Below are 13,223 nucleotides of genomic sequence, written 5' to 3' on the forward strand. Positions count from 1 at the left end.
TCGGTGGCCTTTCGTGGCTAGGAAGCGGTCGCAGTGAGCGTCGCGAACTCCCGCACGGACTGCTGCCAGGGGATCGTCGGTGCCCATCCGAACTCATCCGACAAGCGCGAGGCGCTCCCCGTGATGACCGCAGGATCTGTCGGCCGGAATCGGGACGGGTCAGCTTCCAACGTCGGGAGCTGGCGCTCAAGCGCGTCAGCGACGGCCAAGAGCATGGCGTGACCGGTGTGCGAGGCACCGGAAGCAACGTTGTAGACGTGATGCCTGTGTGCGGGCGCGAATGCGAGCGTCAAATACGCGCGAGAAACATCGCGCACGTCCGTGTAATCGCGAGAAGCGGCGAGATTGCCGACCTGAAGGCTTTCGCCCTCGTTGAGTTCTTGAAGGGCGGCTGTGAGGTCGGGTACGAGGAACCCTGGGCCCTGACCGGGCCCGATGTGGTTGAAAGGGCGGGCAATGACGGTGTCAAGACCACGCTCGGCGTAGTAGGCGGCCTGGGTCTCGACGAGGATCTTCGCCACCGCGTAGGGCGAGTTGGGGACCACAGGGCTGTCTTCTGTGATGAGTTCTTGAGCGACGGGTGCGGCGTAGACGGAACCCGAGCTGACGACGACCACCCGTGGACGGCGCGACTGGGTGAGGAGCGCTTCGGACATGCGGGTCATGATCCCGCTGTTGACGTTCAGATACCTCTGCGGGTGATCGAACGAGGGTCCCACAGCGGCGAGGCCGGCGAGGTGAATAACCGCGTCCGGGCCGGTGGGGATGTCCCAGGTGTGTTCAAGGTCGCGGGGAAAGTACTCCGTGATGTGAGAGGCCAGTGCGGCACTAGGGGTGTCTTCTCTTCCTGCTGCCCACACCGTGTGTCCTGCGTTGGCGGCGACTTCGGCCACGTGCGCGCCGACGAATCCGTTGGCGCCGGTAATGAGGAGAGTGCGACTGGTCACGGGGCGAGAGAGTTAAGGCGGCCCTGTTCGGCCAAATCGTGAGCGACCATGAGCTTCACAAGACCGGGGAAGTCGACCTCGCGCCGCCAGCCGAGAACTTCTTCGGCCTTCTTCGGATCTCCGAGGAGAATGTCGACTTCCGCGGGCCGCATGAAGGCGGGGTTCTGAACGACGTACGGCGTCCAGTCGTCGATACCGATCTCTGCAAAAGCGAGAGTCAGGAACTCTTCGATCGAGTGGGTTTCACCGGTGGCCAGCACGAAGTCATCAGGCGTGTCGTGCTGCAGCATCCGCCACATGCCTTCGACGAAGTCGCCTGCGTACCCCCAGTCGCGCTTCGGCCAAAGGTCTCCGAGCTCAATGTGAGGCTGGAGGCCGAGCTTGATCCGTGCGACCGCGTGAGTGATCTTCCGGGTTACAAACTCGATCCCGCGCCGTTCGCCTTCGTGGTTGAACAAGATGCCACAGGACACAAACATGTCGTAGCTCTCGCGGTAGTTCTTCGCGATCCAATGTCCGTAAAGCTTCGCGACACCATAAGGGCTGCGGGGGTGGAAGAGGGAGTTCTCGTTGTAACCGTCACCAGGACGGTTGTAGTCGAGTCCGCCGAACATCTCAGACGTTGACGCCTGATACACCCGGGTGGTCTGCGCGCGGCCGGTGATGCGTACGGCCTCCAACACGTTCAGCACGCCCTTCGCGGTCACATCCGCCGTCAGCGTCGGGTTCTTGAAGGAATAGCCCACGTGGCTTATGGCTGCGAGGTTGTAAAGCTCATGAGGGTCCGACGTTTCAACTGCGCGAACCAGCGAGGTCGGATCGATCAGATCGCCCTCGATCAACGTGACGTACGGATACTGGGCGATCACGGCGTCACGGCGGGGGTTTGACTGTCCACGAATCAGCCCGAAGACCTCGTACCCCTTGTCGTGCAAGAGCGCGGCAAGGTGTCCGCCATCCTGACCGGTGATACCCGTGATCAACGCGCGACGCGATTCAGACAAGAAGATCCTCCAAGGACGAGTGAATGACTGTTAGGAAGCGGTGTCGCCGGGTGCGACAGCAGCTTTCGCGGTTTTTGCAAGGATGGCGAGGTCGCCGAGCAGCGACCAGTTCTCGACGTACGACAGGTCCAGTCGGACGGTGTCTTCCCACGAGAGGCTTGATCGACCGCTGACCTGCCACAGGCCGGTGATACCGGGCTTCACGAGGAAGCGGCGGTGCACGTGGGTGGCGTATTGCTCGACCTCGCTGGGCAGCGGAGGGCGTGGGCCCACCAGCGACATTGAGCCGCCGATCACGTTGAACAGCTGAGGCAGCTCGTCGAGGCTGAACTTGCGCATGATGCGACCGACCGGCGTTACGCGCGGGTCGTTCTTCATCTTGAAGAGAATCTCGTTGCCCGAGTCGATGCCCTGCTCGCGGCGCTCACGGTGAAGGTTCTCGAGCAGCTCTTCGGCGTTGATCACCATGGAGCGGAACTTGAGCATCGTGAACTCGCGGCCGCCGCGACCGATGCGCGTTTGGCGGAAGAGAACCGGCCCTTCAGACGACAGGCGGATCGTCATTGCGAGAACGGCGAGTACCGGGCTCAGGAGGAGAACCCCGATCGAGCTTGCGCTCACGTCGACGAACCGCTTGAGGAACAGCTGGCCCTTGCTGAAGCGCGGCGTCTCGATGTGGATCAGGGGGAGACCGGCGACCGGGCGAGTGTGCAGCCGGGGCCCGGCGATGTCGACGATGCTTGGTGCGAGTACGAGGTGCTGCCGGCCCGCCTGCAGGTTCCAGGAGATCTGCTTCACCTTGTCGGGCGGAAGTTCGTCGGTGCTCGTGACGGCGACCGTGTCGGCGCCGGTCAGCTGCATGGCGCGCTCGACCGCATTGACCGACCCCATCAACGGGATGTCGGTGCCAGGAACGGTGCCACCGACCGTGCCGCTCGGGGAGCAGGCGCCGACCACGTGGTACCCGGCAGAAGGGTTGCGCTGAAGTTCACGGGCGATCTGCGCGACCGAATCCACGGAACCGACGAGCAGCACCCGCGCGGAGAACGTTCCGGTCGACCGCTTAGCGATGAGCCACTGACGCCACAGCCAGCGGGTGAACAGCAGAACGATGATGCCCATCGGAAGGCTGATGAGGAGGAAGCCCCGCGCGACATCGATGCGTGCAAGGAAGGCCAGGATCGCGATGGCTCCGAAGAGCCTGAGGCTGGCATCCGTCACGCGCACGTACTCGCTCGAGCCGGTGCCGATCACTCGGTAGCTGCGCGAGTCGCTCCATGACAGGGCGATGACCCAGACCAGCACGAGGCCAGCCGAGAAGGTCCAGTAGGAGACATCGCTGAGACGACTGTCTAGGAGAATCGACAGCTGGGCGTTGCCGAGGCCGAACCACGCGATCTGAGTGCCGAACACAACCCACACGAGCACCAGAAAATCGGTGACCCAGAGGCGCCGTTGGTAGCTGCGCCGCCAGTTCTTGGGGGCATGGGTTGCCGGGAGTGCAGGAGGACTCGTCACCTGAGTGGCGCCGGGGGCATCCGCATCTGAAGTATTGGCTTGATTCGGCAGAGGAGTCGCCGCCGTTTTCGGGCGGGGAACCGGACCGGTGAAGGGTTGGTCGGAGTAGAGCTTCGTCAAGTGCGGCGCCGTCGTCGCATCGACCTGAGATTCGGTCGACACAGATTGCCCCCTATCGGAATCATCCTGACTGTCTGGTGTGGGGACGCTATCAGTCGAATGTGACGACGGTGTGTCGGCTGAGAAATGTGAAGTCACGGTGCGATGGCCCCCGTCGAAGCCTAGTGAAGGGGGCACGTTGACATAAGTCGGCCGTTTGGGTGACACGGGGTTAAGGGGAGTTGTTTCTCGGCGCTTCATGCGTCGTTGCCGGACGCGGTCGCTCGACGGGCATTGACGAGAGCCCGGGCAGATACGCGAGACATATAAGAGATGCACTCGCTGCTCACCCTGGCCACCCACTCGCCGGGGACGCCGGCGCGACGGGCGCTCTCTCGAAGGCTCGCCGTGCCTGACAAGTAGCGAGTGACGGCGTGCACGAAGGATGCGGACTGCGCGGGACCCGCCGCGCCGAGGCGATGACGCGTGGTGTGGGCTCGCGATGCGACGAGCTGCAAGAACGCGTCGGCGACGTCGAGGAACACTGCCGACGAGACTCCGGCGATGCGCGCGCCATCCGCGGCGGAACGGTCGCCGGCGAGGTATCCGAGCACTTCGCGCGTCAGGGTGTCCACCTTCGTTCGGGCATGCCGTGTCTCCTCGCCGTGCATCGCGATCCCCCTCGCTTCGACGACCGCGCTGCCAACGAGAAGACGGTCCTCGTCACGACATGCTTACCATGTTTGCGTGGTACTCGACGAGATGTTGCTGTTTCGGCCACCGAAACTGGTGGGCGACACGTATACATGCGTGGGCGGCATTTTGGTAGATGGTTACGTTTTCGACGGGGATCCGTCACTCTGGAGTCATGGCTTTTTCGCGGACGGACGAGACCTGGGTGGAGTACTGTCGCGCGCTGGGCGACAACTTGAGTCGGGTTCGCGCGGCGGCAGGGCTGAGCCAGGAGCACGTGGCCCGCGAGGCCGGGCTCGCGACCTTCACGTACCAGAAGCTCGAAAAAGGCGAATCGAACCCCGGCGATCCGGCGAACCCCCGACTGCAGACACTGGTGTCACTGGCGCTGGTGCTCGACCTGGACGTCGCAGAACTGCTGCCGCCCATCCCGCACGCTCTGGCACACGCGAACGCCGCGTAGTTCCCGAGCGGCTTTGCCCGGGTGCTGTTAGCTCTGCTGTGCCGACTCCAGCGTCTGAGCGAGCGCGCGACTGAGTCGCTGCGCGCTCTCGAAGCTGATCGCCATTCCCCGCGAGGCATCGTCTTCGGGTCCGAGCCACACCCAGAGCTCTGAGTGCGACTGTTCAAGCCCGACGATCAGGTCGACCGTGACGGCGATCGAGGGGCCATCCTCGAGGCGCCCTCGGCGCTCTACGGCGGCGACCGCTGCGGGGTTGCTGCGGTGGGTCAGCCGTCGATCTTTCGAGGCGTCGTGATCGCCGGTGCACCAGACGGGGCAGGGGGCGTCAATTCGTCCGTTCGTGAGTGTCATCGATGGGAGCCTGGTTTCGTGTCGTTCGCTTCGCGGCTGCATCCGGAACGCAGGAGCGAAGAGCGGGAGATCCTCGGTGCGGCGTATTACCCCTGACGACGGGCGCTGCCGTAACGATCGAGGTAGTACTGCAGCGACACTTCTCGCTCTTTGCCCCAGCCGACCTTCACCCGCACCATCGTGATGCCCGCCGCGCGAAGCTGCATGGCGGTCTCGGGGTCGAGCCGGACTCGTTTCTCGGGGCGCACCCAACGCAGGCCCTCGTAGACGCTGGTCACGGGGCGCCGCTCGGCGCCACTCATCCCTTGCGATGACATTGGTAGTACGCCTTCCGAATGCTGAATCACGCTCGACTTTCGTCGGAGATTACCATGTGTACATGGCGAGGACGTGACGATGACATGTCGGTGCACAGTCAAAGAACGCCCTGAGTCGCAACAAGGGCGACTCAGGGCGTTCTGAGGACCGGGGAGCCAGGGGCCCCCAGTGCGGGTGCGAGCGCTCGGGCCTTCGCGGGGAGCGAGCGCTCACCTCCATGGATATCACAAATCCCATGTATACATGGGATGCGCGAGGTGCTCCTCGGCTCTGGCTTGACCGATTAGTCGGTCAGCATCCGTGCGCCCTGCAGGCGTGGCTGCGGATGGCGGGGCGTCACTCGCAGCCGGTGCCGTCGCCGTCGCGATCGAGGTGCCGGCCGTAGCCGGGGTCGCCGACGCGCACCGGCGCAGCACCTGCGGCGCGGGCGGCGTCGCAGTTCTGGAAGTACGTGTTCGACGGAGCCGCAGGCGCAGCGGGGGCGGCCGGCGCTGCCGGGGCGGCAGGCTGGACGACGGGCTTCGCGTTCTGCGCGGCCTCGAGTTCGGCGACACGCGCCGCCTGCGCATCGCGCTCGGTGGTAGCCGTGGCCAACTGGGCCTCGAGATCGGTGGTGCCCGCTTTGAGCCCGGTGATCTGCGACTCGAGCGAGGCGCCCGCATCCTCCAGCTGTGCGTAATCCTTCGTCAGCTGCGCGTACTCCTCGGCGAGGCGATCGTTCTCGGCGCCGACGTTCTCGAGCTCGATGACCTGACCCTCGAGCGTCGAGACCTGCGAACCGTTCGCCGCACCGACGGAGCTGCCGGCGAGCAGGATGCCGAGCAGGAATGCGCCGCCGGCCACGAACGCGGCTGCCCGACGACTCATCGGGCGCTGGAAGAACGGCACGCCCGCGGCCGGCCGCGCGGGTGCCGCATCGGTCGTGATCGCCTCCGTCGGCGAATCCGGCTCGAGCCACTGGGCGCCGTCCCAGTACCTCGACTCGCCGTCGGCGTGCGGTGCGGGGTACCAGCCCGCGGCAGGGCTCGGTACAGCGCTCGATGATGGGCTCGTTGCAGCCATGAATATCCCCCAGGATAAAGACGGCCCTTCGGTGGGCCGATCGCGCTGAGCGTAGCGCGGCCGGGGGCCGGGCGGCCACCGAGATCAGGGGCGGGCGATGCGGCGTCGATCCTCGACCTGGGGTGAAGCAAGCGCAGGGAGGGGGTCTTCCGGCGCGGTCGGGTAGGTCAGTCGCGGAGGTTCGCGATCGGGCTCACGTCGAGGTGGGCGAGCAGGTCGGCGACATCGTCGTAGACCGCGATGGCGCCCGCATCCCGAAGCTCCGCCGCGCTGTACCCGCCGCTGCGCACGCCGATCGTCTGCACCCCGGCGCGCAGGGCCGCCTTCACATCCCACACGGCGTCGCCGACCAGGATGCCGCGGTCGGCGGGAACGCAGGCCTTCTTGAGCGCGACCTCGATGATGTCAGGATCGGGCTTCGCGGTGCCCACGTCTTCCGACGAGGTGACCGCATCCACATCCGGTCCGACATCGAGCACCTCGAGCAGCGTCTCGAGCTCGCTCTCGGGCGCCGACGTCGCCAGCACGACCCCGTGACCGCGATCGGCCAGCGCGCTCAGTAGTGCCCGGGCGCCCTCGATCGGGCGCAGGCGGTCGGCGAGGTTCTCGTAGAACTCCGCATGCTTCTGCTTCGCCGCATCGCCCACCGACTCTGCCGCGTCACCGAGAAGCGCGTCGAGGAGCATGCCGGAATCCATGCCGATCGACCGGTGGATGCGCCACGCATCGACCGGATGCCCCACCGCGGCGAACGCGTGATGCCACGCCTCGATGTGCAGATAGTTCGAGTCGACGAGCGTGCCGTCGATGTCGAAGAGGACTGCGGTGCGGATGTCGGGGGAGTCGGTCATGAGACCAGCCAACCCGCTCGACGCGTGCCGTGCAGCGGGTGGCGTGCGCACGGCGGGTGTGCTGGGGTATGTCTGGCGATGAGGGATGAGTTCAGGCTTCGGTCAAGCTTTCGCTTGGAAACTCACGCACATGAAGTTAGTATTCAAGCGTGAAGTCTCGTGACGCCCTGCTCCTCCTGGCCGAAGTGGCCGAGTCTCAGTGGGGGATGTTCACCGCGAGCCAGGCCCGTGACCGCGGCGTCAGTCACATGAATCTCTCCCGTCTGACAGACTCCGGCGACCTCGTCCGTCTCGCCCACGGGGTGTATCGAGACGCGGGTGCGCCAACTGCGCCGCACGAAGAGCTGCGCGCGGCGTGGCTGGCCGCGGAGCCCAACCGCCTTGCCTACGAGCGACTCCGCATGCGTCCGCCCCATGTCATCGTCTCCGGGGAGTCCGCCGCGGAGCTGCACGGCATCGGTGACCTGCGTGCCATGCAGAGCGAGTTCACCACCCCCGCTCGTCGGCAGACGCAGCGGCCGGACGTTCGATACCGCACTCGTGTCGTCGCAGTCGAAGATGTCACGGTGATCGACGGGCTCCCGGTGACGACCCCGGAGCGAACCGTCGCAGACCTCGTCGAGGCTCGCAATGATCTCAGCATCGTCGCCGGCGTGCTTCGTGATGCCGCAAAGAAGTCCCGGCTCGATGTCGAACGCCTGACCGAACTGCTGAATCCGCTCGCCGAGCGCGCAGGTGAGAACAGAGGGGACGGAGACTCTCTCCGAGAGAGACTGCTCGAAATCGCCGGCATCGATCGCCGAAGCATCGCTCAGCAACTCGCCGCCATCCCCTCGGTCGGCAAGCTCGTTACCGCGGAGTACCTTCGCAATCTTCCTACGACGGACATTGCGCCCGTACTCGCGTCGTTCATCCTCGCTCTCGAACGGGCGGTACCCCAAGACGAACTCAGCAGGCAGGCACTCGCTGCGGGAAAGGCGATGTCGGAGGTTCTGGAACGCGTGGAGCGTGTCACGGCAGACCCCCGCGCAATGTCTGAGGCCGCGGGCGCGATCGGCGAGAACATCGGCACTAGCGCTGCGGAACACCTGAAGGCCATCGGCTGGGCCGCTCTTGCCCGTGCTGTGCCTTCGACGGAAGATCGATGACCGCCTCAGATGCATACGCGACGCCGGGCGCTGTGGAAGCTGCGATCAAGGCCGCGGCGAGGCGAGCGTTTTCCGCAGATCCCTCGCTCACGGTCGGGGAGCGCATCCGACTCGAGTACTTTCGTCGTCAACGTCACTCTGACCGACGACGTTGAGGTTGTGGCGCCCGCGGGTGCGCTCGAGTTGCCAAAACTCACGAGCCACCCTTACCGGCTCTACCCCGTGGTGGATCAGATCGCCGATGAGGTCTGCGCCACCATCTCGCTGTACAGCGGCCGCCCATCCAGCCGCGAGAAGGACCTCGTCGACCTGGTTGTGCTCGCCACGACCCAGGACATAGACGGGACGAGACTCCGCGCCGCGCTCGAGCGTGAAGCAGCGGTGCGATCGCTTGCGTTGCCACATGCGTTCGCTGCGCCGGCCGACTGGGGAAGCCGGTACGCCGCGCTCGCGGTCAGAGTTCCGGTCTGTCGGCCCTTTGGTCGCATCGACCTGGCGACGGAGCTCATGTGCAGATTCATCGATCCTGTGCTCGACCACAGTGCTGCGGGAAAAATCTGGGATCACTCGGCGCTCTCGTGGCGCTGAATGTGGCGCGCCGCGGGCGAGGTTGCGGCGCTGGTCTTTGGTTCCCGATTCATATCCGGACCGGGTCTTTCGGGCCGGGGCAATGTCGGTGGCCCTCGGCAGAATAGAGGTATGGAAAGCCCCGTCGACACCCTTCGCGACCTCGCCTCACGGCTCGGCGCGGCGGTCACGTCGGTGCTCGCGGGGGATGACGTGCGCGGGTTGTCGGATGCCGACCTGCGGGCATTGCTCGAGGTGGCGGGCGACATCGGTCGGCGCAGTGACGCGCTCGTGATCGAGGCCACCGCGCAGGTCGCGGTGCGCTCCGAGATCGGGGCGATCGCGGAACGCTTCACGACGCGCCACGGTGCCCGCACCGTCGCCGAACTCGTGCAGCGCACGACGCGGGTGTCGGGTCAGGTCGCGCGTTCGTTCGTGCGGGCGGCGAACGCGGTGGCGCAACCCGTGGCGATCACGACGGGGCAGGCGCTGCCCGCCGCGTTCCCGGCGATGCGCGCGGCGCTCGCCGACGGGGTGGTCGGCGTCGACGCCGTCGCCGCGGTGGCGTCGGCCATCGACGGTGCCACGCGCGATGCTTCCCACCGGCACGCGGCCGATGAAGAGCTGGCCGCATCGGCGCGGGGCATCGGAGCCGACCGCGGGGGAATGGCGGCCGGGCCGCTGCCGTGCGCCGACGAACTGCGGGCGCAGGCGTCGGTGTGGGCGATGTACCTCGATCCGGATGGGGCGGAGCCCGCCGATGCCGCAGCGATGCGCCGCCGCGGCCTCACGTTCGGCCGTGCGCGCGACGGCGTCATCCCCCTGCGCGGCGAACTGCTGCCCGACGTCGCGGGCCAACTGCAGCGGCTCTGCGACAGCATCCTCAACCCCAAGAATCGCACCGCCGGCCCGTCGTTCCGGCCCGACCCGGAACCCGGCGACGATGACGGCATGGCGAGGCACCCGCCGACTTCCGCACCCGCGCGCAGCGGCAGCACGACGCGCTGGCCACGATCCTGTCGGTCGCCGCCCGGGCGGGCGAGCTGCCCACGATCGGCGGCGCCGCGCCGACGCTCATCGTGTCGGTCACACGCGATGACCTCGCCTCGGGCCGCGGCATGGCCCACGTCGACGGCATCGACGCCCCGGTGCCGCTCTCGGTGGCGCGACAGGTGGCGTGCGCCGGCGGTGTGCAGCGTGTCATGTGCGACGAGCGCGGGCGAGTGATGTCGATCTCGATCGCCGACAGAGTGTTCAGCGCCACGCAGCGCCGGGCGATCCTCCTCCGCGACGGCGCCTGCATCATCCCCGGGTGCGAGGTGCCCGGAGCATGGTGCGAAATTCACCACGTTACCGAGCATGCGCGAGGCGGCGCCACGACGACCGACAACGGTGTGCTGCTCTGCTGGCATCATCACCGCACCCTCGAGGGGAGCGGATGGGCGATCCGCATGACACTCGGCGTCCCCGAAGTCCGAGGTCCATCCTGGTGGGACGCCACCGGCACCTGGCGACGCGTCACCCGATCCCCGATCCGCCTGCGCCGACAACACCGGCTCGCGCGGCAGTAGGCCGGGCGCGGGAAGGGTTGCACGGGAGTTGCGCGGGGGGCGCGGCGGTGCGGGCTTTGCGTGCGCGGGCGCGACCGCGCCGGTCGGTTTCACACGCACTGCGCGGGAGCGACCGCGCGAGTTCTCCGCGGGGCGCCGCAGACGGATGCGTCAGGGGGTCGGAACGCTGACCCAGGTGTCGGCCGACCAGATCAGCGTGTCGCCGCCGGACTCCGCGATCGCGACCGGGCCGGTGGACGACGCGGCATCCGCGCACACGGGAACCGTGCCCGTGATGACCAGGCCCGGGCAACTCGCGTCTGCTGCGGCTGTCAGGAACGCCTGGCCCGCGGGCTCGACGGCCATGACGGTCGACGCTGCGGACTGCCAGCTCTGGCCGCTCAGCGTGTACGCCGTGCCGTCGCAGATGATCGACGTCGTGTCACCCTCGGTGCGCACACCCCACGCCGTCGCGCACGGGGCGGCGATCTCGGCATCCGGAGTCACCACCGCGGCGGGGTTCGTCGGATCGACGTACGTGGATGCGGCGAGCACCTCGTCGTACGGCGCCCAGAACTGGCCCTGCGTGAAGGTGCGGAGCGCTTGCAGTTCGCAATCGTCGCCCATGCGCGCGACGATCTGCGCCTCAGAACCCGCGAACGCCTCGACCGACAGCAGCTGGCCGATGCCGAGATAGCGCGGGGTCACATCGTTCCAGGTCGTTCCACCATCCGTCGACCGCTCGAGCGACGGCGCGGCCCCGCCGCACGCGCCGGCCGTACCGCGCCAGATCGCCCCCGACCCGACAGCGAGAAAACGCTCGTTCGCGCCGGGGGCGACGAGGGTCGCCGTCGTCGGAGCCGCGATCGTCGGGGTGGGCGTGGCCGTCGGGGTGGCGGTCGACTTCGTCGTGAACGTCGGCACCGGGCGCGGCGTGCCGTCGATCACCATGCCCCGCGTCTGCATGATCGCCACGTATGCCAAAGCGATCACCGCGATCGCCAAGACGGCGACGAGCGCGATCGACAACCACTTGTTGCGCGTGCCGTTCGGGTTGCGAGGTGCCTGGGCCATCGCGGGGTACTCCTGAGGTCAGGTGGAGCTCGGAGTGTCAGGCTCGCTGTTGCGGCCCTTCTTGCGGGTCGGGGTCTCGGCGGCCGTGATGGCGGTGTAGTCGCCGTAGCGGCCATAACCGCCGTAGCCGTACCCATAGCCGTAGCCGTACGCATCTGCGCCACGGGTCGGGACCATCGTGAGCACCACGCCGCCGACCTTCGCGTCGACCGTCTCCAGCGTCGTCAGCGCGCCCTGCAGCTGACCCGACGTCGTGCGGCCGGCCGCGACCACGACGATCGCGCTGGTCGTGTGACGCGAGAGGATCGCCGCATCCGTCACCGGAAGAAGCGGGGGAGCATCGAGCAGCACGACGTCGAAGTCACGCGAGATCGCCTCGAGCAACTGCGCCATCTGCTTCGACCCGAGCAGCTCGCTCGGGTTCGGCGGCACCTTGCCCGCGGGCAGCACGAACAGCGGACGCTTGCCCCAGGGGAGCATCACGTCGCCAACCTTCGCGCGACCGATCAGCACGTCGGTGAGACCCGCGCCGCCCTCGATGCCGAGGTACTCGGCGACCTTCGGCTTGCGCAGGTCGGTGTCGATCAGCGCGACGCGCTTGCCCGCATCCGCCAACGCGATCGCCAGGTTCACGGTCGTCGTGGTCTTACCCTCGCTCGGGATGCTGGACGTCACGACGAAGCTGTGACCCCCATCCATCTCGATGAACTGCAGGTTCGTGCGCAGCGACCGGAAGGCCTCGGACCGCGGGTTGTGCGGGTCGGCCTGCAGGATCAGCGGACGCTCCTGCGCCTTCGGGTCGAACGGGATCGCACCGATGATCGGGCGGTCGGTGATGTTCGCGATATCGCGGGCGTTCCGCACCTTCGTGTCGAGCACGGTGCGCAGCACCGCGACACCGATGCCGAGCGCGAGACCCACGAGCGCGCCGAGCGCGAGGTTCAGCGGCACGTTCGGGCTCACCGGCACGTTCGTCGGCAGCGCATCCTGCACGCGCGTGAGCTTCACCGGGCTCGTGTCGGAGTCGTTCGGCGTCTCGATCGTCTCGACGGCCTCGGTGAGGCTCGCGCCGAGCGCGTTCGCAAGATCAGCGGCCTGTACCGGGTCGGCATCCGTCACCGAGATCTGGATGACCGTCGTGTTCAGGGGGCTCGACGCCGTCACCTGGCTCGACAGCTGGTCGGCCGTCATGTCGAGGTTCAGCTCGGCGATCACCGGGTTCAACACGATCGGCGTCTTCACGAGCGTGACGTAGGTGGTGACGCGCTGCTGCGTGAAGATCGAGCCCTGCTGCAGTTCCTGCACCGAGCCCGTCGTCTGCGTCGACACGAACACGCGGCTCTCGGCCTCATAGAGAGGCGTGCGCGTGAGTGAGTATCCGGCCGCCGCACCGAGTCCGACGAGCGTGATCACGACGATCACGAGCCAGTTCTTGCGCAAGACCCGGATGTAGTCGCTGAGCTCCATGATGCCTCTCAGGTTGGGGGGTATCGGACTCATCCTGCCACAGCCCTTGTTTCGTTCCGGTTGCGTGCGAGTGCAGAGATTGCACGCGGGGCGCGGGCCGGTGTGTGGGGC

Annotated in this window: 14 protein-coding genes and 1 pseudogene; 5 read left to right on the plus strand and 10 right to left on the minus strand. The window is 67.0% G+C overall.

Features of this window, described 5'->3' with window-relative positions; translation table 11 throughout:
• Positions 1 to 17 precede the first annotated feature (17 nt).
• The 4 genes from LQ938_RS02930 to LQ938_RS02945 form a co-directional block, all read right to left on the minus strand.
• Positions 18 to 947, minus strand: a complete 930-nt coding sequence (locus LQ938_RS02930) for an NAD-dependent epimerase/dehydratase family protein (protein ID WP_223721683.1) — start codon at positions 945 to 947, stop codon at positions 18 to 20.
• Positions 944 to 1,951, minus strand: a complete 1,008-nt coding sequence (locus LQ938_RS02935; RefSeq protein ID WP_223721684.1) for a GDP-mannose 4,6-dehydratase — start codon at positions 1,949 to 1,951, stop codon at positions 944 to 946. Before LQ938_RS02935 ends, LQ938_RS02930 begins: the two co-directional genes overlap by 4 nt.
• A 30-nt stretch (positions 1,952 to 1,981) precedes the next feature.
• Positions 1,982 to 3,631 carry a sugar transferase gene (locus LQ938_RS02940; RefSeq protein ID WP_374197464.1) on the minus strand — a complete coding sequence of 550 codons (1,650 nt, stop codon included), beginning with the start codon at positions 3,629 to 3,631 and terminating at the stop codon, positions 1,982 to 1,984.
• A gap of 194 nt (positions 3,632 to 3,825) precedes the next feature.
• Positions 3,826 to 4,203 carry a hypothetical protein gene (locus LQ938_RS02945; protein WP_223721685.1) on the minus strand — a complete coding sequence of 126 codons (378 nt, stop codon included), beginning with the start codon at positions 4,201 to 4,203 and terminating at the stop codon, positions 3,826 to 3,828.
• A gap of 233 nt (positions 4,204 to 4,436) precedes the next feature.
• On the opposite strand from LQ938_RS02945, the gene LQ938_RS02950 reads away from it, so the two are divergent.
• Positions 4,437 to 4,724 (plus strand): helix-turn-helix domain-containing protein, encoded by a 288-nt coding sequence (locus LQ938_RS02950; protein WP_223721686.1) that lies wholly within the window; start codon positions 4,437 to 4,439, stop codon positions 4,722 to 4,724.
• A gap of 27 nt (positions 4,725 to 4,751) precedes the next feature.
• Here the strand turns inward: LQ938_RS02950 and LQ938_RS02955 are convergent, their stop codons facing one another.
• From LQ938_RS02955 to LQ938_RS02975, 4 genes are all read right to left on the minus strand, one after another.
• Positions 4,752 to 5,075, minus strand: coding sequence for a DUF6907 domain-containing protein (locus LQ938_RS02955; RefSeq protein WP_223721687.1), 324 nt, complete (start codon positions 5,073 to 5,075; stop codon positions 4,752 to 4,754).
• Positions 5,076 to 5,161: 86 nt separating this feature from the next.
• Positions 5,162 to 5,353 carry a hypothetical protein gene (locus LQ938_RS02960; protein ID WP_223721688.1) on the minus strand — a complete coding sequence of 64 codons (192 nt, stop codon included), beginning with the start codon at positions 5,351 to 5,353 and terminating at the stop codon, positions 5,162 to 5,164.
• A gap of 376 nt (positions 5,354 to 5,729) precedes the next feature.
• Positions 5,730 to 6,455 (minus strand): excalibur calcium-binding domain-containing protein, encoded by a 726-nt coding sequence (locus tag LQ938_RS15425; RefSeq protein WP_263317480.1) that lies wholly within the window; start codon positions 6,453 to 6,455, stop codon positions 5,730 to 5,732.
• Positions 6,456 to 6,622: 167 nt separating this feature from the next.
• On the minus strand, positions 6,623 to 7,306 hold the full coding sequence (locus tag LQ938_RS02975) for an HAD family hydrolase (RefSeq protein WP_223721689.1): 684 nt from the start codon (positions 7,304 to 7,306) through the stop codon (positions 6,623 to 6,625).
• A 149-nt stretch (positions 7,307 to 7,455) separates the two neighbouring features.
• Here LQ938_RS02975 and LQ938_RS02980 point away from each other — a divergent pair, with 149 nt between their 5' ends.
• The 4 genes and pseudogenes from LQ938_RS02980 (at position 7,456) to LQ938_RS15430 (ending at position 10,592) form a co-directional block, all read left to right on the plus strand.
• Positions 7,456 to 8,454, plus strand: coding sequence for a type IV toxin-antitoxin system AbiEi family antitoxin domain-containing protein (locus LQ938_RS02980; protein ID WP_223721690.1), 999 nt, complete (start codon positions 7,456 to 7,458; stop codon positions 8,452 to 8,454).
• Positions 8,455 to 8,463: 9 nt separating this feature from the next.
• Complete coding sequence (locus LQ938_RS02985; RefSeq protein WP_223721691.1) at positions 8,464 to 9,042, plus strand: nucleotidyl transferase AbiEii/AbiGii toxin family protein; 579 nt, start codon at positions 8,464 to 8,466, stop codon at positions 9,040 to 9,042.
• Between the two features lie 111 nt (positions 9,043 to 9,153).
• A pseudogene (locus LQ938_RS15520) lies at positions 9,154 to 9,864 on the plus strand (HNH endonuclease signature motif containing protein); the annotation flags it as partial.
• Positions 9,865 to 10,037: 173 nt separating this feature from the next.
• Positions 10,038 to 10,592, plus strand: a complete 555-nt coding sequence (locus LQ938_RS15430) for an HNH endonuclease signature motif containing protein (RefSeq protein ID WP_263317496.1) — start codon at positions 10,038 to 10,040, stop codon at positions 10,590 to 10,592.
• A 150-nt stretch (positions 10,593 to 10,742) separates the two neighbouring features.
• Here the strand turns inward: LQ938_RS15430 and LQ938_RS03000 are convergent, their stop codons facing one another.
• The gene (locus tag LQ938_RS03000) at positions 10,743 to 11,645 is read right to left on the minus strand and encodes a hypothetical protein (protein WP_223721692.1); all 903 of its coding nucleotides are present in this window, start codon (positions 11,643 to 11,645) and stop codon (positions 10,743 to 10,745) included.
• An 18-nt stretch (positions 11,646 to 11,663) separates the two neighbouring features.
• The gene (locus LQ938_RS03005; protein WP_223721693.1) at positions 11,664 to 13,112 is read right to left on the minus strand and encodes a polysaccharide biosynthesis tyrosine autokinase; all 1,449 of its coding nucleotides are present in this window, start codon (positions 13,110 to 13,112) and stop codon (positions 11,664 to 11,666) included.
• Positions 13,113 to 13,223: the final 111 nt, after the last annotated feature.

This window comes from Microbacterium sp. cx-55, assembly GCF_021117345.1.
In the GTDB taxonomy this organism is placed as follows: Bacteria; Actinomycetota; Actinomycetes; order Actinomycetales; family Microbacteriaceae; genus Microbacterium.

Excerpts from the sequence above, each read along its gene's own strand:
- LQ938_RS02950 (WP_223721686.1), top strand. The coding sequence starts at position 4,437 with ATGGCTTTTTCGCGGACGGACGAGACCTGGGTGGAGTACTGTCGCGCG.
- LQ938_RS02955 (WP_223721687.1), bottom strand. The coding sequence starts at position 5,075 with ATGACACTCACGAACGGACGAATTGACGCCCCCTGCCCCGTCTGGTGC.
- LQ938_RS15425 (WP_263317480.1), bottom strand. The coding sequence starts at position 6,455 with ATGGCTGCAACGAGCCCATCATCGAGCGCTGTACCGAGCCCTGCCGCG.
- LQ938_RS02975 (WP_223721689.1), bottom strand. The coding sequence starts at position 7,306 with ATGACCGACTCCCCCGACATCCGCACCGCAGTCCTCTTCGACATCGAC.
- LQ938_RS02985 (WP_223721691.1), top strand. The coding sequence starts at position 8,464 with ATGCATACGCGACGCCGGGCGCTGTGGAAGCTGCGATCAAGGCCGCGG.
- LQ938_RS03000 (WP_223721692.1), bottom strand. The coding sequence starts at position 11,645 with ATGGCCCAGGCACCTCGCAACCCGAACGGCACGCGCAACAAGTGGTTG.
- LQ938_RS03005 (WP_223721693.1), bottom strand. The coding sequence starts at position 13,112 with ATGGAGCTCAGCGACTACATCCGGGTCTTGCGCAAGAACTGGCTCGTG.